This window comes from Tunturiibacter gelidiferens, from assembly GCF_013410115.1.
Taxonomy (GTDB): domain Bacteria; phylum Acidobacteriota; class Terriglobia; order Terriglobales; family Acidobacteriaceae; genus Edaphobacter; species Edaphobacter gelidiferens.
On record NZ_JACCCV010000001.1, the window covers coordinates 834,505 to 851,545 of the forward strand.

Annotated in this window: 18 protein-coding genes; 9 read left to right on the forward strand and 9 right to left on the reverse strand. The window is 59.3% G+C overall.

The genetic code is table 11. The annotated features are described in order from the left end of the window. Window positions 1-37 precede the first annotated feature (37 nt). The 4 genes from HDF12_RS03625 to HDF12_RS22770 all read right to left on the reverse strand — a co-directional run bounded on the left by HDF12_RS03625 (window position 38) and on the right by HDF12_RS22770 (window position 2,356). Window positions 38-904 (reverse strand): hypothetical protein, encoded by an 867-nt coding sequence (locus tag HDF12_RS03625; RefSeq protein ID WP_179581258.1) that lies wholly within the window; start codon window positions 902-904, stop codon window positions 38-40. Window positions 905-999: 95 nt separating this feature from the next. After that, window positions 1,000-1,584 carry a hypothetical protein gene (locus HDF12_RS03630; RefSeq protein WP_179581259.1) on the reverse strand — a complete coding sequence of 195 codons (585 nt, stop codon included), beginning with the start codon at window positions 1,582-1,584 and terminating at the stop codon, window positions 1,000-1,002. A gap of 190 nt (window positions 1,585-1,774) precedes the next feature. Next, the gene (locus HDF12_RS03635) at window positions 1,775-2,023 is read right to left on the reverse strand and encodes a hypothetical protein (protein ID WP_179581260.1); all 249 of its coding nucleotides are present in this window, start codon (window positions 2,021-2,023) and stop codon (window positions 1,775-1,777) included. Between the two features lie 162 nt (window positions 2,024-2,185). Next, window positions 2,186-2,356: a Trm112 family protein gene (locus HDF12_RS22770; protein ID WP_353073171.1), complete on the reverse strand. Its 171-nt coding sequence runs from the start codon at window positions 2,354-2,356 to the stop codon at window positions 2,186-2,188. Between the two features lie 61 nt (window positions 2,357-2,417). On the opposite strand from HDF12_RS22770, the gene HDF12_RS03640 reads away from it, so the two are divergent. The 5 genes from HDF12_RS03640 to HDF12_RS03660 all read left to right on the forward strand — a co-directional run bounded on the left by HDF12_RS03640 (window position 2,418) and on the right by HDF12_RS03660 (window position 7,431). Continuing rightward, the gene (locus tag HDF12_RS03640) at window positions 2,418-3,356 is read left to right on the forward strand and encodes a bifunctional 5,10-methylenetetrahydrofolate dehydrogenase/5,10-methenyltetrahydrofolate cyclohydrolase (RefSeq protein ID WP_373563836.1); all 939 of its coding nucleotides are present in this window, start codon (window positions 2,418-2,420) and stop codon (window positions 3,354-3,356) included. 5 nt (window positions 3,357-3,361) lie between these two features. Further along, on the forward strand, window positions 3,362-4,015 hold the full coding sequence (gene coaE / locus HDF12_RS03645) for a dephospho-CoA kinase (protein ID WP_179581262.1): 654 nt from the start codon (window positions 3,362-3,364) through the stop codon (window positions 4,013-4,015). A 148-nt stretch (window positions 4,016-4,163) separates the two neighbouring features. Beyond that, window positions 4,164-4,712 (forward strand): hypothetical protein, encoded by a 549-nt coding sequence (locus HDF12_RS03650; RefSeq protein WP_179581263.1) that lies wholly within the window; start codon window positions 4,164-4,166, stop codon window positions 4,710-4,712. Window positions 4,713-4,957: 245 nt separating this feature from the next. Then, window positions 4,958-6,175: a S1C family serine protease gene (locus HDF12_RS03655; RefSeq protein WP_179581264.1), complete on the forward strand. Its 1,218-nt coding sequence runs from the start codon at window positions 4,958-4,960 to the stop codon at window positions 6,173-6,175. A gap of 323 nt (window positions 6,176-6,498) precedes the next feature. After that, complete coding sequence (locus HDF12_RS03660) at window positions 6,499-7,431, forward strand: site-2 protease family protein (protein ID WP_218892288.1); 933 nt, start codon at window positions 6,499-6,501, stop codon at window positions 7,429-7,431. On the opposite strand, the gene purN is transcribed toward HDF12_RS03660, so the two are convergent. Both purN and HDF12_RS03670 read right to left on the reverse strand, forming a co-directional pair. Further along, window positions 7,428-8,036, reverse strand: a complete 609-nt coding sequence (purN, locus tag HDF12_RS03665; protein WP_179581266.1) for a phosphoribosylglycinamide formyltransferase — start codon at window positions 8,034-8,036, stop codon at window positions 7,428-7,430. The genes HDF12_RS03660 and purN overlap by 4 nt on opposite strands. 61 nt (window positions 8,037-8,097) lie before the next feature. Beyond that, window positions 8,098-9,720, reverse strand: a complete 1,623-nt coding sequence (locus tag HDF12_RS03670; RefSeq protein WP_257025333.1) for an amidase — start codon at window positions 9,718-9,720, stop codon at window positions 8,098-8,100. A 206-nt stretch (window positions 9,721-9,926) separates the two neighbouring features. Here HDF12_RS03670 and HDF12_RS03675 point away from each other — a divergent pair, with 206 nt between their 5' ends. After that, entirely contained in the window at window positions 9,927-10,592 is a 666-nt protein-coding gene (locus tag HDF12_RS03675; RefSeq protein WP_179581268.1) for a DUF6629 family protein, read from the forward strand. Between the two features lie 95 nt (window positions 10,593-10,687). On the opposite strand, the gene purM is transcribed toward HDF12_RS03675, so the two are convergent. Next, the gene (gene purM, locus HDF12_RS03680) at window positions 10,688-11,761 is read right to left on the reverse strand and encodes a phosphoribosylformylglycinamidine cyclo-ligase (RefSeq protein WP_246374032.1); all 1,074 of its coding nucleotides are present in this window, start codon (window positions 11,759-11,761) and stop codon (window positions 10,688-10,690) included. A gap of 202 nt (window positions 11,762-11,963) precedes the next feature. Next, the gene (locus tag HDF12_RS03685) at window positions 11,964-12,413 is read right to left on the reverse strand and encodes a thiol-disulfide oxidoreductase DCC family protein (RefSeq protein ID WP_179581269.1); all 450 of its coding nucleotides are present in this window, start codon (window positions 12,411-12,413) and stop codon (window positions 11,964-11,966) included. 32 nt (window positions 12,414-12,445) lie between these two features. On the opposite strand from HDF12_RS03685, the gene hemL reads away from it, so the two are divergent. The 3 genes from hemL to HDF12_RS03700 all read left to right on the forward strand — a co-directional run bounded on the left by hemL (window position 12,446) and on the right by HDF12_RS03700 (window position 15,707). Then, on the forward strand, window positions 12,446-13,750 hold the full coding sequence (hemL, locus tag HDF12_RS03690; protein ID WP_179581270.1) for a glutamate-1-semialdehyde 2,1-aminomutase: 1,305 nt from the start codon (window positions 12,446-12,448) through the stop codon (window positions 13,748-13,750). Window positions 13,751-14,142: 392 nt separating this feature from the next. Then, window positions 14,143-14,643, forward strand: coding sequence for a VOC family protein (locus HDF12_RS03695; protein ID WP_179581271.1), 501 nt, complete (start codon window positions 14,143-14,145; stop codon window positions 14,641-14,643). Between the two features lie 149 nt (window positions 14,644-14,792). Continuing rightward, window positions 14,793-15,707, forward strand: a complete 915-nt coding sequence (locus HDF12_RS03700) for an NADP-dependent oxidoreductase (RefSeq protein WP_306457993.1) — start codon at window positions 14,793-14,795, stop codon at window positions 15,705-15,707. Window positions 15,708-15,871: 164 nt separating this feature from the next. Here HDF12_RS03700 and HDF12_RS21950 read toward each other — a convergent pair whose 3' ends face one another. After that, window positions 15,872-16,936 (reverse strand): cytochrome P460 family protein, encoded by a 1,065-nt coding sequence (locus HDF12_RS21950; RefSeq protein WP_218892290.1) that lies wholly within the window; start codon window positions 16,934-16,936, stop codon window positions 15,872-15,874. Window positions 16,937-17,041 lie beyond the last annotated feature (105 nt).

Consider the following 17,041-nt stretch of genomic DNA (forward strand, 5'->3'; position numbering starts at 1 on the left):
TGATTATGCCTTGTAAGACTACGGAAGGGCGCGCGGGTTATTCTCTCTGGCGAAGGTCTGCGCTCTTTTCAGTGCCGTACCCTGAGGTCGAACCGGAAGTGTAGTGCTGTAAGCGATTTTCAACGGGCCGGTGCAGGCGTTTTACGTCGTGAAGGGTCGTCCGACCGCGAAGATTAGCGCTGCGCCATGCAAATTTGAGCGCGTACCAGTCGTTATCAATCGAGCACACCTTGTAATCGACCAGGCCTGCGGCTAGGGACTCATCGCGTACGTGGTTCTGATTGAAGTCGACGTAGTGTTTGCCGGTGCGTTTTGGATGAACGATCCAGACGGAGGCCTGCCTGGGGAGACGAAGCGTGAGTAGATCCAGCGTAGAGGTCAGGTCTGCGAGCGAGAGCAGGATGGTCTCTTCAGGGAGGTCGCCAAGTAGCTCTTCGAAGCCGTCTGGAGCGGCGATGAGGGCTACCTCCATACTCGAGTTAACTCCAAATTTTTTTGGCAGGGGCGTTGTTGAGAAATCGCGTGGAGGTGCGATGGCCGGAGGAGCTGGTGGATGGCGAAGAAGTGCGGCGAGGGCGCGAGGGGCTTCGGACCATGAGGCGTAACTGGCCTCGGGATTTTCAGCACGGATTCGTTCCGTCTTTTCGGGCAATCCGCCTGCGAAGAGGATCGGTATGTGGTGCGCGGATTTGCTGGAGCGAAGAGCCAGTGCAACCTCGCGGGAGCGCGACGGAAGTTTGTCCAGATCGAGAACCAGCGCTGCGGGGTTGAGATGGGCGAGTTCACCGACGACCCCCGAGTTTCTGATCAGAGGAGCAGCGTCGATCTTCAGGCCACGGCGTTTCAGCGATGCAGCCTTCGTCGTAATGTCTTCGTGCCAGGAGAGAAGCTTCACAGTCTTCATGGGCTCTCGAGCGTTAGGTTTCGCCCTGCGCTGGAAAGGATTTTAGACCCTGTTCCAGAAGTCCCGACTTCGTTGTCTTGTGTTGGTCCCCCTTATCAGAGGGCGGCCGCACGGCAGAGCGGTTCTTTGCGGATTTCGTTGAGCAGCGGTGTGGTGAGAAAGTCAGCGGAGTTGTTGCCGAGCGTGAGGCGAAGCGTGGGAAGGGCAACGAGATATCGGAGGTAGTAGGCGATCTCTTCCAGGTTCGTAGAGCCGGGGCCAGGAGGGTTGTAGCGATACTGGCCCGGTGTCTGAACCGGAATCTCCCACTGACGACGAACGGGTTTAACGCGGGTGTAGCCGAGGAAGTCCATTGTGATGGGGACTTTCTCCGTGCGCGGAGGAAAGAGGTCGTCTTGGGAGGCAGGCGTCCAGGGAGGATAAAAAGTGAGGTCGGTGGCGCCTCCAAAGTTCGTGAAGAGTTCGAAATAAGATTTTCCGTTTGGGCGCAGGGTGCATTGAGCGATTAGCGTGGGGGCGGGTAAAGGCAGGGAAGAGTCTGCAGCAGCGGGGAGACGGAGAGACCCCGCGAGAGCCAGCCGTACGTACTTTATCTGCGAACCTGGCTCCTGTCCGGCAACTCGATCGATCCCGTCAGCGAGAGTGGTCTTTACGAACTGGGGACGATCAGGTTGCTCCACAACTTGTTCTTCGCCAAGAACCGACCTCCCTCCAGGGAGAGTGAGCGTGAGAAGAAGGAGAATAGAACAGCGAGAGCCAGCGGGCATGGGGATAGCGTAGCTGACGAAATTGCCGCCTGAACGATCTTTTTATTCAGCCTTGCGCGTGTTCCTATTCCAGTCGGAAGGTGCCATGTGGAGGTGCGGCACTTCACATCACTTGCGCGATCTTCTCCAACTCCTCCTGAAGGCAAGGCAAAGAGCAGCTGATAGACTCCATCCGGAACGCCGCTTTGCGCGCATCCTGCGTGGAGACGCCGTAGCCGCGTGTGACAAGAAAGCTGCTTATGAGATCGGCGGCCTGCCAGGAGTCGAGACCCGACTTCATCAGATCTTCCCGCAACCCGGAGAGATCGGCCTCAGCGAACTTTTCGACGTGGGCGCCCTTTGCCTTAGTCACTTGTTCTTCTCCTGCCCGGCGTGTATCCGCCGTCAGCTTATCTGTAGTGTTAGACGTCATAGATTGACTGAGGTCGTACTCTCTTTCTGAACACGCATTGATCGACAATAGAGTTCATCGTCAGACGACATTACGAAAAGATGGCCCGAAAAGTTCTTTGAGTCACTGGATTAGAGCGCGGTCCGCAAGCAGTACAGGAATTCCTTCGACCACAGGATAGCGTCGCCTGCATCCCTTGCACGAGATAACATCGTCCACGCGTTCGAGCTTCTGATGGCAGACCGGACAGACGACGTAACGTAGATCTTCGGCCGGCGGGGATTGCGCGCTCACAAAGTTATCTTACCGTCAGAGGAGCCAGAGAGCGCGATACCATGAAAGACGTATGGATGAGATGAAGAGAACTGCAACGATTTTGGACGGCGTTGCCATCGCCGGGCAGATCAAGGCCGAGGTCGCAGCCGAGGTTCAAGCGCTCGCGGCTCGCGGCATCACTCCCGGGTTGGCGGTGATTCTGGTCGGCGAGTCGCCTGCGTCGCAGATCTACGTTCGCACTAAGGTAAAGACCTGCGGCGAGTTGGGAATCTTCAGCGAGATGATCACGCCGCCGGAGAGCATCACAACCGATGAGATGCTGGCGCTGGTCGCGGCCCTCAACGCCCGCGAGGATATCGACGGAATCCTGATTCAACTTCCGCTGCCGAAGCACGTAGACACCAAGCGGCTGCTCGAGGCTGTAGCGCCGGACAAAGATGTGGATGGATTTCACCCCGTGAATGTAGGCCGTCTGCAGAGCGGTCAGCCGGGATTGGCTCCATGTACCCCGGCGGGTATCCTCGAGATTCTGCGGCGTAGCGGATTGCCGGTCGCCGGACAGAACGCGGTTGTGGTGGGGCGATCGGATATCGTAGGCAAGCCCACGGCGGTGATGTTGCTGAACGCCTCCGCCACGGTGACCGTATGCCACAGCAGAACGGTGGACCTCGGCAGCTTCACTCGCGAGGCAGACCTTCTCGTGGCAGCGATCGGTCGTGCGGGATTCGTGACGGCGGATATGGTCAAGCCGGGCGCAACGCTGATTGATGTCGGAATCAATCGCGTCACTGACGCCGCAGACATCGAGAAGTTCTTCCCCGGCGATCCAAACCGGGCAGCGACCTTCGCCAAGCGCGGATCAGTTGTGGTTGGGGATATTCATCCGGCTGCATTTGCGGTGTCGGGCGCGTACACCCCGGTCCCAGGCGGCGTCGGCGCGTTGACGATTGCAATGCTCATGCAGAACACGGTAACGGCTGCAAAGCTGCGGCGCGGAATCTCGCCGGGGAATAAGTAGCCGCTATGCTGCGTGTCGGCCTCACTGGCGGGTTGGGAAGTGGAAAGTCCACCGCAGCGAAGCTGTTTGCTGTTCACGGGGCGCACATCCTGCAGTCGGACGCGATCGGCCGCGAACTCATGGAGTTGGGCCAGCCGATCTACATCGGGATGGTCGATCACTTTGGTCCGGGTGTGGTTCTCGCCGATGGAACTCTTGATCGCGCCGCCCTGGCGCGCATCGCTTTCACAGAGGGTCGCGTTGAAGAGTTAAATGCAATCGCTCATCCTCTGGTGATCGCGCGCCAGATGGAGTTGACTGAGAAGATATTTCAGCAGGAGCCTCACGCCGTTGTGATGGTGGAGTCGGCGTTGATCTTCGAGACGCGCTATGGTGCAGATGGTTCGCGCTGGCAGAGCCGTTTCGACAGGATCATTCTGGTGACGGCTCCGGAAAAGGTGAAGATCGCACGATTCGTCGCTCGTTGCTCCACCGGCAGGATGATAAGCGAGGAGCAGCGCGCGGAACTTGAAGCGGAGGCGCGCCGCAGGCTGGCTCAGCAGATCTCCGACGAACAGAAGAGCGCTTTGTCCGACTATGTGCTGACCAATGGCGGCGCGCTGACCGAGCTGGAGTGGCAGGTCGATCAGCTTTGGCCGATCCTCGAAACTGCGGCATAGACAAGCCTCCGTCCCGGACTTCAGGGGGAACACGTTGCATCGAATCTCCAACATTTTGGGTGTCCCCGGATGATGCATTTCGATCTTCTGCCGATGAAGGGACTGTGTCAGACAGGCACACTTCATTGAAGGACAAGGAGACAGGCAGATGATCCGGCAAGCTATCAATTGCGATATCTGTGCAGCAGAGAAGCAGACGAGTAACTACTGGTTCGTCGCCTACGAACAGGGCGGCGAGTTGAAGCTGCGCGGTTGGGAGTCGCCGAAGAACTCGCGCAAGGGCGCCAAGCATCTGTGTGGACAGAAGTGTGCGCAGCGCATGATGGCAAACTTCATGGCTTCACTGATGGCGACTGTTCATAGCAACGAGCAGGACGTTGAGGCAGTGGCCGAAGGTATGGAGGTCGCGGCGAAGAGCGAAGAAGTAGAGGTCATCAACCGCCTGGAACGCTCTGAGCGTATCGACAGGCCTGAGCGCGCAGACAGATCCGATCGGCTCGATCGCACGGACCGTTCCCTGGTGGGTCGAGCGAACATCGCCAGTGCTGATCTCGACGCCGAATCCTGGGCCGGGCCGGTCAAGGTCAAGGAGGAGCAGTGGGAGGTGCAGACCAAACGGCAACCCGAACGCGAGAACTTCCTCCATGCGCCGCGCATCAAGCCGTCGGCACTCAATCGGCTGCAGCGTATGGTGTAAGCAAGTACAGACTTTAGCCCTCCCCGGGAGAGGCATCGGGAGCACGACCGACTTCAGTGCCCTGGTGCTCTCAAAAAGCGGGACGAATCCAGTCCCGCTGTACCACTCTTCAGACAATGCTGATGGGCCGCTTTGATGGGATCCACGGACTTTACGGCGCCTGAGCAGCGGGGCGCGCGCCTCGATACAATTGAATGTGTCGGTCTTTCGCAGCCGGCTATTTGAAAGATCAGGTCGTGCTCACGATGAAACTACGCCCCGTTCTCCTTGTGGTGCTTCTTCTCTCTGGCTTCTACTACCTGACGACGCATGTCTGGTCGACGGGAGCCGTCTCGCCCTGGCTGCATCGCGCCACGCCCTCCACGTCCCTGTCTGCGACGAACACCGCCGCCGTGAATGGCCCGCTAGGAACCTTTGAGCTGACCGAAGCCAATGCCGCTCCCGCCTACGACACTGAAGAGCAGCAGAATATTGCCGTCTACAAGAAAGCCCTGCCGTCGGTGGTCAACATCACCTCGACCGCGATTGCGATGGACTTCTTTTACGGTCCGGTTCCGCAGCAGGGGCAGGGGTCCGGGTTCATTCTGGACAAACAGGGACACATCCTTACCAACAATCACGTCATCGACAACGCCCAGCGCGTCGAGGTCACGCTCTCGGACAAGCACAAGTACAAGGCCACCGTAGTCGGCGTAGATAAGGGACATGATCTCGCTCTGCTTCTGATCAACAATGCGCCTAACCTTCAGCCGGCGACGCTCGCCGAATCGCAGAGCCTTACCGTGGGCCAGCGTGTCTACGCGATCGGGAATCCGTTCGGCTTGTCCGGCACCATGACACGCGGAATCATCTCGGCGATACGGTCGATTCGCGGACCGAACAACAATCCCATTGAAGACGCGATCCAGACCGACGCCAGCGTCAATCCGGGCAACTCCGGCGGCCCGCTGCTGAATTCGCGAGGCGAGGTCATCGGCATCACCACTCTTATCGCTTCGAATGGCGTTGACCAGTCGGCGGGTATCGGCTTCGCCATCCCCGTCAATACCGCCAAGGCCGTCATCGCAGACTTTGCGAAGTACGGGCGAATCCGTCGTCCCTCGCTCGACATCGCCACCCTGGAGATTGGTCCGGAGGTCGCCGACCAGATCGGTCTGGCTGCCGACTACGGTCTGTTGATTGAGCGTGTCCTGCCGGGCGGCGCAGCGGAGAAGGCCGGTCTGCATGGAGGAACTCAGAGAGCCTACCAGGGAAACATGCCGGTGATGCTGGGGGGCGATCTGATCGTCGGGATGGACGGACAAGAGATCACGAACGCGCAGGATCTGGCGGCGGTGATGAACTCTCATAAGGCTGGTGACGAGGTGACTCTTACTGTCTTCCGTGGGCGCAAACGGCTCGACGTTAAGGTGAAGCTGAACGACGCAACCGAGCAGCAGGGACAGCCAGGTCGCGAGACTTAGAAGCTTTCCTGCCGGACGGGCCCACTGCGCGTGGGGCGGTCACTTCGTGACTTGTGTACCGGTCTCGGAAAACCATATGCAACGGTCCTTCCGTTGGTCGGCATAAGATCTTCTTCGCGACCAACGGGAGCGCCAACCGAAGGGGTATACACGCCACGAAGTGGCCGCCCTCCGCGCAGGAGGCCCGTCCGGCAGGACAGACTCTCGGATAAAATAGACGCAGATGCTTCTACGGCTGACCTGTTGTGACTGAAACGACCCTTTCCGCTACTACTCCTGATCCGATTCACAACTGTCCCGAGTGCGGTCTTTGGCTGCCACCGATGACGCTTGCTTGTCCCGAATGTCATTCGATCATCTACGCGCGACACCTGAAAGGGCTTGGACAGCTGGCCGTATCACAGGAGCAGGAGCGGGCCTGGCCGCAGGCACGTGAGACCTGGCAGCAGATGCTCCAGTGGCTGCCTGCCGGTACGGAGCAGAGCCAGATGGTGGCAGGGCACCTCGCAGCGATCGACGGGCGAATTGAGCAAGGGGAGCAACGAACGGCGACCTGGAAGAAGAGACTGGGCCCGCTTGCCCCGGCTGCGTTCTTCCTCATGAAGGCGAAGACCTTCCTGTTCGCTCTGCTGAAGTTCAAATTTCTGTTCAGCTTCTTCGCCTTCTTCGGAGTCTACTGGGCGCTCTTTGGCTGGAGATTTGGTCTCGGCTTCGCTGTGTCGATCCTGATCCACGAGCTCGGGCACTATGTCGCAGCTCGTCGTCGCGGATTGAAGGCTGACCTTCCAGTGTTCTTGCCTGGGTTTGGGGCGTACGTGCGCTGGTACAGCATGGGGATCTCGCTCGACGCGCTCTCAAGCATTGCCCTGGCGGGGCCGTTCGCTGGATTGCTGGCTGCGGCAGCGTGCGCGGCAATGTATTTTTTCACGAAGGTCGAATTGTGGGCCGCGCTGGCTCACGCGGGCGCATGGCTGAATCTGATAAATCTGGTGCCGGTGTTGGGTCTTGACGGCGCGCAAGCGACTCACGCACTAAATCGTATGCAGCGCGGGTTGATCTTAGCCGCCGCCATTCTCTTCTTTGCGTTCCTGCATGAAGGGGTCTTTCTCTTCATCGCAGCCGGCATGGCGTGGCGTCTCTTTACGGGCTCGGCTCCGGAGAACCCGAGCAGTGCGACGATGATCCGTTACACCTTGCTGTTGTTCCTGCTGGGAGCCTTGATGGGGCTTGTGCCTCAGACCATGCGACGGTTTTAGACTTTGCTGCGGACGTAACGTCGATCCTGTATGGAGTATTCGCCGCTGAGCACGCAGGCAATCGCCTCCGGGTAGGCACGGTGCTCCTGTTCGAGGATGCGAGCCGATAATGTCTCGTCGGTATCGTCGTCGTGAACTAACACGGTCTTCTGCAGGATGATGACGCCATGATCCACCGCTTCATCGACAAAGTGAACCGTACATCCAGCCACTTTGGCCCCGTAGTTCAGCGCTTGCCCTTGTGCGTCGAGCCCAGGAAAGGCGGGAAGCAGCGATGGATGCACGTTGAGAATGCGGTTCGGAAATGCCTCCACAAACACCGGAGAGATGATGCGCATGTATCCCGCCAGGCAGACCAGATCCACCTTGTGCTGATGCAGACGCGCAATCATCTCCGCGTCATGCTCAGCGCGCTTGCGGCCAACCGAAGGAACTCCAAACGCTGGAATATTTAGCTGGCGCGCCGCGGCCAGCCCCGGAGCATCTTCAAGGTTCGACAACACCACGGCAATCTCCGCGCCGAGCAGACGCTGCTCATGAATAGCCTTCGCGATCGCAAGAAAGTTTGAGCCTCTGCCGGAGAGAAGAATTCCAATTCGGTGCATGAAGGGTCCCTTGCTTAGATTTTAGGCGAGGCATGCGCTCCTGTCTCCGACGGCCCACAACTCATCGTGCATCCGGAAGCAAACCCTTCTCCACCAGCACCGGGGGCCTGCGATGCTTCGTCGCCTGCTCATACGCGTAAGCCCAGCCCAGCAGATCCCCATCTCTCCAGGGACGCGCCGAGATCTCCAGTCCGAACGGCAATCCGTCGGGATAGAATCCACCAGGCACCACCACCGCAGGCACGCCGATCATGTTCACCCACCCCGTATCGCTGTGCGGCCCCTCGCTGAGCTTTCCATTCTGCGGCATCGTCTCATCCGGCGGAGGCATCTGCGTTGCCGGGTAGACAAACCCGTCCAGATGCAGCCGGTCGAGAGTCTCGTTATAAGCCTCGAGCGCTTTTTTCCGCGGCCCGTAAAAATTGGCTTCAGCCTGCGGGTCGCTCTCGATCGACTCCTGCACAATGGTCGCCCGTCCTCGTCGCGTCGCCGGATCCGCGCCACCAATAATCGTCGGCGGCAACCGCGAGCCAATCACACTTTCATACTCCGCCGCCGAGTGATACTGCGCCGGGCCGTACTCCGCCAGAAACTTCTCTGTACCCTCCTTTACATAAGGAAACGTCCCCACGCGCGCCACCGTCACCGCAAAGCTGTCCGGCAGAATCGAATCATCGAATACCACCGTGGCTCCCGCAGCTCGCAGACCTTCAACCGATTTCATAAACGCTGCCCGGGTCTCTGGCCGTAACGGCTCACGCGAATCTTCGGTATCCTCTGCTACTTCACTCGCCGGCGCCGATGCAGGAATCCCCTGAAACGGAATCCCCGCCCCTGCAAGAATGAAAGCCGGCACACCAAACCGCTTGCCCTTTAGCGCATCCGCCTTCAGATACTGCGTATAGGGCCCTTTCTGAGCCTCCGCCGCGGAACCCGTCGTCCGCGCATCCGCAGCGTCCTCGGAGGCCATTACGTCCAGCGCAATCGTCGCATCGGTCACTGTTCGTGCGATCGGCCCCGTATTGTCGAGCAGCCAGTCCAGCGGCGCGATCCCCGCGATACTCACCAGCCCTCGCGTCGGAAACACTCCCACCACCGAGCTCGTCGCCGACGGCATACGAATCGAGTTCCCCGTATCGGTCCCATTGCCCAGCAGCGCAAAGTTGCCCGTCACCGCCGTCACCGTTCCTCCCGACGAGCCACCCGGACTGAACCGCACATCGTAAGCGTTTCCCGTCCGCCCAAACGCAGTGCTGCGATTCGTATCGCTCGCTGCAAAGTCCGGCATGTTCGTCTGCCCCAGAATCACCGCTCCCGCAGTTCGAAGCTTTGCGACGATGGTCGCATCCTTCGGTGCCACCAGCTCGTGTCCTGGAATCATGTAGCCCTTCCAGCCATCGGTTGTAATCAATCCCTTGATGCTCGTATTCGCTTTCGTCACAATCGGAACGCCCCACATCGGTCCACGCCGAAAACTGCTTCCTCCAGCCTTCGCTTCCGCATCCTCGCGAGCTGCAGTGGCCAACGCATTCCGTGCATCAACAGTCTGCACCGCGCGATAGATTCCGTTGTACCACGCGATCCGCGTCAAATACCATTCGACCACCTCAGTCACGGTGTACTTGTTCGCGCGGTACAACTCCTCCAGGCGAGGAATCGTGACCTCCATCAGGTCGCGATCCATCGTAGCCTGCGAAGCTGGGGTAGTCGCGGAAGAAGAAGCACGTTGCGCGCTTGTGAGAGAACCAGAAAGCAAGTTGAGTGCGACGAAAACAAAGCAAACGCTGACTCGAATCTTCATGTCGTCCCTTGAGTGATTTGGTGCTTTCTATAAGAACACAAGGTGTCGGCAAGCTCTCAAGTATGATGGCCTGAAACCACGAGGACCCTATGTGCTTCTCCGCAACCGCGAACTTTGTCGGCAGCGCCATCCTGGGCGGAATCGGTGTCGCCACGCTCACCGAAGTAAAACATCGCCGCGAGCTGCTCTTTGCCGCTATGCCCTGTCTCTTCGCGTTCCATCAGTTCATTGAAGGCTTTGTCTGGTTGGGCCTTGACGGAATACTTTCGCCCGGAGTAACCCACGGCGCCGGCGCCGCCTACACGCTCTACGCGCAGGGCCTGCTGCCGTTTCTCCTTCCTCTCAGCGTGCTGCTTATTGAGCCCACCCTGAAGCAGCGCCGCCAGATGCTCCCCTTCGCCATTCTCGGCGGCGCGCTCATGCTCTACATGCTCTGGGGCCTCATCGCGTATCCGCTGCAGGTCTCTGTGCAGGACAACAGCATCGTTTACGTCAACACCATCACGACCACCACCCTTATCGCGATCCTCTATGTCATCGCCACCTGCGGCTCGCTCTTCTTCTCCGGCTACCGCGATCTCATTACCCTGGCGTGGCTCAACCTCGTGGGGTTGCTCGTTGTCATGCTGGTCAAGCGCTATGCCTTCACTTCGGTCTGGTGCGCCTACGCCGCCGTCGTCAGCGTCATCATCTACTTTTTCTTTAGACGCAGCCGTCCGCATCGTCCGTCTACCTACGCCCTGGCTGCGCAGTAGATCATTCGCGGAGATAACCCGGACCGACACAAAAGCCCGCCAATCATCTGCGAGATTCAGTGGCCGCGGGCTCGTAAAGCGGCACTTCGAACTATCTAGTTGTAGCTGACCTTGCGTTCTCCGCGCACCACACGGCCTATCAGGCAGTGCCGTTCGTTCGCGCGGTTCAGAATCGCCTTTGCCTTTTTGATCTTCTCCGCCGGAATCACCGCGATCAGCCCGATGCCCATGTTGAAGGTCCGAAGCATCTCGTCCTCATCCACATTGCCCAGCTGTTGCAGATGTTCAAACAGCGGTGGCACCGTCCACGACGCGCGGTCGATCAGCGCTCCCATGCCCTTCGGCAGGATGCGCGGCAGATTCTCTGTGATCCCGCCGCCAGTGATGTGCGCCATGCCGCTTACCACCTCGGCTCCCGTCAGCTTCTTGATGACCGACAGATAGCTGCGGTGCGTCCGCATCAAGGCGGCTCCGGTCTTGTCCTTCAGCTCGTTGATGTACTGCTCGGGACCATACTTTGCGACTTCGAACAGCAGTTTCCGCGCCAGCGAATACCCGTTCGTATGCAATCCGTTTGACGGCAGACCCACGAGCACATCCCCGATTTGAATATGCTCTCCGGTGATGATCTTGTCGCGGCTCACGGCACCGATGATCGTGCCGGCAAGATCGTACTCTCCATCCGCGTAGAAGCCCGGCATCTGCGCCGTTTCTCCGCCGATCAGCGCGCAGCCATTGGCTTTGCATGCCTCGCTGATACCCTGCACGACGCGCTCGATCACCATATCTTCGAGCTTGCCCGTGGCGAGGTAGTCAAGGAAGAACAGCGGCGTCGCGCCCTGCACCGCGATGTCGTTCACGCAGTGGTTGACCAGGTCCTGCCCGACGGTATGGTGAATGCCCAACTCAAACGCGACCTTCAGCTTCGTGCCAACGCCGTCCGCGCTCGAGACCAGCACGGGGTTGGGAAACTTTTCAAGGTCCAGCGCGAACAGACCGCCAAAGCCGCCGATCTCGCTCAGCACCTGCCTGTTGAAGGTCTTGCGCGCCAGCATCTTGATGCGCTGCTTGCTGCGGTCGCCCGAGGTGATGTCGACGCCGGCATCGGCATAACTGATGCTCTTCTTCGACGGGCCTTTGGCTTTTTCTCCCGCGGCAGGCTGCTTCAGGCCTGCGGCTTTTCTCTGCGCAATCGCGGACTGCAGCGGAGAGGTCTGCCTGGGTGTGTCCTGCTCGGACGTAGCGCGGTGCGTGGCGATTGAATCGGGCGGCGGGGAGGTCTCATCCGGCAAGGTCGTGCTCCATATCGTAGTGCTTGAAAAGAAGAAGTTTAGTCTAGCAGGGCGGCGGTCAAAGCAGCATAAACAACCGTTATTCGTACACACCCAAAAGTTTTCGTCGCTGGTCCAAAGGTGGTAGTGGGCAGGTATCGTAACGCCCGAAGATCCGGTAGCGAAGGCGGGCGATCACTCCGTAGCCGAACTCGCGCAGGGGGCGTGGCACCAGCGTCACCAGCCGTCCCAAAAGCCTCCACGGTGGTGCTAGCAACTTCAGCGACGCGGCCACCGCATCCGAACGCTGGTAAAGCCGTTCCTGCGGCCTCAGAGCATCGGTCAGCAGCATCACGCCGTCGGGGAAGCTGTGAATTCCGAAGCGGCCAAGTATCTCGTGGCCGAGAGCACTCTGCAGCGGGGCATATCGTAATCTCTCTTGCCGGTCGTGTTTGAGCAGGAACTGCACCACGCCGTTGCACAGTGCGCAGACGCCGTCGTACAGCAGTAGTGCCCGGCCCTCAATCTCTGCATATTCTGGCTCGGTCATGTCCTTATGATATGCCCTCTTATACTGTTGCTATGTCCCGGTCTCTTACCCGCTCCCGTCAACTGCAGCTTCGTGCTGAAAAATTCCTGCCTGGAGGCGTCGACTCGCCGGTGCGGGCGTTTCGTGCCGTGGGAGGGGATCCGCCGTTCGTTACCCATGCGGAAGGGGCCTATCTGTTTGATGCGGATGGAAATAAGTATCTCGACTTCTTTGGCTCCTGGGGGCCGATGATCCTCGGCCACGCCTTTCCGCCGGTGGTCGAGTCGATTCAGAAGGCTGCCTCGCGTGGAGCGAGCTTCGGAGCCTCTACTGCTGCAGAGGCAGATCTGGCTGAGCTGGTGACGCGGTGTTTTCCTTCGGTCGAAAAGCTGCGCTTCGTCAGCTCCGGCACGGAGGCCTGTATGTCGGCTATCCGACTTGCTCGTGGATTCACTGGCCGCAACTTCGTGATCAAGTTCGAAGGCTGCTATCACGGCCACTCGGATGCCATGCTGGTCAAAGCCGGCAGCGGCGTCGCGACGCTGGGAATTCCAGGCTCGGCAGGGGTTCCCGCAGAGACTGCCATGCACACGCTCGCTTTGCCGTACAACGACCTTGGGGCCGTAAGGGAAGCCTTCGCAGCGCGGCCGGACGAGATCGCCTGTGTCATCGTGGAGCCGGTTGTAGGCAACGCCGGGACGATCGCCCCCGCCGCCGAGTACCTGCAGGGTCTGCGAGCAATCACCGCGGAGCACGGTGCGCTGCTCATTCTGGACGAGGTCATGACGGGGTTTCGTCTCTCGCTTGGAGGGGCGCAGCAGGTCTATGATGTGAAGCCGGATCTTACGACTTTGGGCAAGATCATCGGCGGCGGTTTGCCATGCGGGGCGTTTGGCGGGCGGGCTGATGTGATGGAGTTTCTGGCTCCGCTGGGGCCGGTTTATCAGGCTGGAACGTTGAGTGGGAATCCGCTTGCGATGGCTGCAGGAATCGCTACGTTGAGCCACCTCTTGAAGCATGAGCAGGAGGTCTACAACGGGCTTGAGAGCACTACCTCGCGCATCGCTGAGGGAGTTGCGGGCGTGGCTCGAGAGGCGGGGATTTCGCTGACGACCAATCGTGTTGGGTCAATGTTTACGTGGTTTTTCACGGATAGGCCAGTCACTGATTTTGCGAGTGCGGCTACGTCGGATACGGCAGCTTTTGGGCGATTTCATCGGGCTATGCTTGACGAGGGGGTGTGGTTGCCGCCGAGTCAGTTCGAGGCTGCTTTTGTTTCGACCGCTCATGGAGAGGCGGAGATCGGGATGGTTCTTGAGGCTGCCCGCAAGTCTCTCTCGAGAGATCGGCCGGAGTAATTTCTTAAAAAAGTTGGTGGATTTTTTTGCGGTGAGCAGATTTTTTTCTGCTGTGGTGGGCGGGCGCAAAAGTGTGGGTTTGCTGGGGTTTTTGAAGGGGGTTGCGGGAAAACTGTGTGTTTGGACGTGGTTTTTTGATGGTGAAAACGTGGTGGGATGCGTGGTGGATGTGGAGTTTTAGCACCACACTTTTCGGCTTCGAAAAATACGCCAACTTTTTGAGATTTATTTTTGGTTGGCTTGGGGATGCGGCCTCGGACGCCTGTCGATGACAGATTAGGGCCGGTCGCCTCCTCCAGATCTGTCCCGCATCGGCAGAAATGAGGCGCACTGGAATGGTTGGGTGCTCCGGTTGAGCTGACCGTATAATCTGGGCGAATGTGGAGGACGTCATGAAGATGCAACGCCGTGAGGTGCTTGGGGTGCTCACAGCTGCTGCCGGATCGGCACTATTGCCGGGGGCTTTTGCGGTCGCAGAGCGGACGACCGCCGCGAACCCGAACTCTCTGCCGAAGGAACGGGTGACTGGTGTCGGCGGCATCTTCTTTCGCGCGCATGATCCGAAGGCGTTGGCGCAGTGGTATCAGGACCACCTTGGCGTCTTCGTCACTCCGCAGAGCAAAGACGATCCAGTGTGGAATCAGCAGGCCGGACCGACGAGTTTTACGCCCTTTTCCGAGAAGACCAATTACTTTGGCGACGCGACGAAGCAGTGGATGATCAACTTTCGTGTGGGCGATCTGGACAAGATGGCCGCACAGCTGGAAGCAGCGGGAATCGCGGTGAAGGTGGACCCGACGACCTATCCGTACGGGCGCTTTGCACGTCTTCATGATCCGGAAGGCAACCCAATCGAGCTGTGGCAGCCGGTGAATGCGGCCACCGTGAAGTAGGTTCCCGGCTTCGTCAGGTCGGACTTCGCGATCTCGCTCCGATGGTCTCAACCGCCGGAGTTGTAAAGCTGTGGATGAGCGTAGGGCGGGTTCGTCTCTGTGAACCGATGCTGCTGTCGAGCGCATCTAAGTCGCAAAGCTAGCGAGGTATGACGATGAAAGCAGTTGTGCTGCACGAGTACGGCGGGCCCGATAAGTTGAAGTATGAGGAGTGGGGCGATCCCCAGGCGGGCGACGGCCAGATCCTGATTCGCGTGACTGCAGCGGGAGTCAATCCGATCGATTGGAAGATTCGCAGCGGCGCCATGAAGGATTTTATGCCGCTGGAGCTGCCTACCATCCTGGGTTACGACTACTCCGGCGTTGTGCGGTCGGTCGGTAAAGGCGTCACGGGATATGCGGAGGGCGACAAGGTCTTCGGCCGCGCCGGCAAGACCTATGCCGAGTTCCTTTTGGCCGATCTTGCGGGCTTGTCAAAGGTTCCGGATGGACTTGATCCCATCGAAGCCGCTGCGCTTCCGGTGGTGCTGAACACGGGGCACCAGCTCATCACTGAGGCCGGCAAGGTTCAGCCTGGCCAGACGGTCATTATCACCGGCGCACTGGGCAGCGTGGGCCGCACTGCGGTATGGGTGGCGAAGAAGCTTGGTGCTCACGTCATTGCCGGCGTTCGCGGGTCACAGAAGAAGGCGGCCGAGGAGCTCGGGGCCGATGCTGTTCTCGCGCTCGATAGCCAACAGGAGATGGACTCGCTGGGTTTGGTCGAGGTCGTTGCGGATACGATTGGCGGCAAGGTCAGCGACGCGCTTCTGGGTAAAGTTAAGCCCGGGGGAACCTATGCCTCCGTGGTGGGGCCTCCCCTGAATGCCAAACTTTATCCCAACGTAAAGGTGGAGGCTTTCGGCTCCCATCCTGACGCGGCGGGTATGCGTGCGCTCGCAGAAGACATCGCAAACGGAAGGTTCAAAATTTCTATTGATCGGACGATGCCTCTTGCCGACGCTGCGAAGGCGCATGCTGAAGCGGAGAAGGGCGGCATCGGCAAGATTCTTCTACTAGCGTAACCGGCAAAGAGACACCACGTGCTTCGTCCGGGCATCTGGATCGATGCCCGGATCGCTGAAGTGGCGGTCTTCGCAAGCCTTCCGAGGAAGAAAGGCTTCGAGGATCGTTGGGCCAACGTTTAGCTTGTGCACAGAAACAGCGAGAACAGTCTGCTCCTGCCGCTTCACCTTTGCCCGTAAGCCGTGAAGACGTAATCTTTTGTCCTGACTGCTGTGTGGCACGCGAAACCGCACTTGGCGTCGTTCCCCTGCGGCGGCTTGTCACCTAAGTTGCCGAGCCTGAAGTTGCCGGACGCGGCGTCATACTCGAAGACGCCGTAACCCCATCCGCCGCTGTCCGCGAATCTCCTGCTGTCCTTCACCATGAGATCAACGTCATGCTGGTTGCCTGGCACGGTCGGCGCACCGGGTTCACTGGCATCCACCTTCGCGGTCCAATGGACCTTCGCCATCTTGGCACCATCCGGAAAGGGCTTGCCGTTACCGGGAATTCCTGCCTTATAGGCGTTGATCATCACAGGATTTCCAAGGATGGCGGCGATCGCACCTCCGTTATGGCTGATGGCAATCACGGGCCAGCTTTCGTATCCTCTGAACTCGGAGAACGCGAGGCCATTGGGTATTTTGAGGGTGTACTTGTCCTGCGTGGAAGTGGCGGCCTGGGTCTGTGCCGGGACTGGTGTGGAGGCGGGGGCAGCGGCAGCGTCAGCGTTGGGGTGGGGAAGTTTGTGGATGAAACGTGCAAGTTTCCAGGTGTCGTTCTCGGAGATGCTCGACTTCCAGGCAGGCATACCGGTGAGGCGGACTCCGTTCTGTACGATCCAGAACAGTTCGGCGTCGCTCCAGTGCTGGACGTGACCCGAGCTGAGGTCCATGGCAGGCGGATCCATGCTGCGGCCGAGGTCCGCATCCCCGCGCGCATCGGCGCCGTGGCATTGGGCGCAGGATCCGAGGAAGACTTCGCGACCCTGACTGATGACCTCGTCGGTCTCAGGCAGCGGGTTGTTCATCTTGCCTGCCTCCAATGGGATGGTGACGTCTTTCGCTGCATTGGCCAGGCTGGTTTCGCCCTGGGATGGGGATTTGCCTGCGGTGCAACCTTGAAGCAGGACGCCGAGCATTGCGATCATCACGCCAAGCATCGGCTTGTGTTTTAGTGCGCTACGATCACGTCCGTGCCACGCACCATTCCCCAGCGGAGCGATAGATTCCCTCATGAGTTCAGTCATGGTGAACTCTCCTTCACAAGAGTTTTCTGGGCCCGATGCAGCGGGGTGCCAGTCCTCGAAGCTTCTGATGTCGCTGGAACCGGAACGGGGGCAAGCTATTTTCAC

Coding starts and splice junctions, on each gene's coding strand:
- HDF12_RS03625 (WP_179581258.1), bottom strand. CDS start 904: ATGAAGACTGTGAAGCTTCTCTCCTGGCACGAAGACATTACGACGAAG.
- HDF12_RS03640 (WP_373563836.1), top strand. CDS start 2,418: ATGAAGAGAACTGCAACGATTTTGGACGGCGTTGCCATCGCCGGGCAG.
- coaE (WP_179581262.1), top strand. CDS start 3,362: ATGCTGCGTGTCGGCCTCACTGGCGGGTTGGGAAGTGGAAAGTCCACC.
- HDF12_RS03650 (WP_179581263.1), top strand. CDS start 4,164: ATGATCCGGCAAGCTATCAATTGCGATATCTGTGCAGCAGAGAAGCAG.
- HDF12_RS03655 (WP_179581264.1), top strand. CDS start 4,958: ATGAAACTACGCCCCGTTCTCCTTGTGGTGCTTCTTCTCTCTGGCTTC.
- HDF12_RS03660 (WP_218892288.1), top strand. CDS start 6,499: ATGACGCTTGCTTGTCCCGAATGTCATTCGATCATCTACGCGCGACAC.
- purN (WP_179581266.1), bottom strand. CDS start 8,036: ATGCACCGAATTGGAATTCTTCTCTCCGGCAGAGGCTCAAACTTTCTT.
- HDF12_RS03670 (WP_257025333.1), bottom strand. CDS start 9,720: ATGGATCGCGACCTGATGGAGGTCACGATTCCTCGCCTGGAGGAGTTG.
- HDF12_RS03675 (WP_179581268.1), top strand. CDS start 9,927: ATGTGCTTCTCCGCAACCGCGAACTTTGTCGGCAGCGCCATCCTGGGC.
- HDF12_RS03685 (WP_179581269.1), bottom strand. CDS start 12,413: ATGACCGAGCCAGAATATGCAGAGATTGAGGGCCGGGCACTACTGCTG.
- hemL (WP_179581270.1), top strand. CDS start 12,446: ATGTCCCGGTCTCTTACCCGCTCCCGTCAACTGCAGCTTCGTGCTGAA.
- HDF12_RS03695 (WP_179581271.1), top strand. CDS start 14,143: ATGAAGATGCAACGCCGTGAGGTGCTTGGGGTGCTCACAGCTGCTGCC.
- HDF12_RS03700 (WP_306457993.1), top strand. CDS start 14,793: ATGACGATGAAAGCAGTTGTGCTGCACGAGTACGGCGGGCCCGATAAG.
- HDF12_RS21950 (WP_218892290.1), bottom strand. CDS start 16,936: ATGACTGAACTCATGAGGGAATCTATCGCTCCGCTGGGGAATGGTGCG.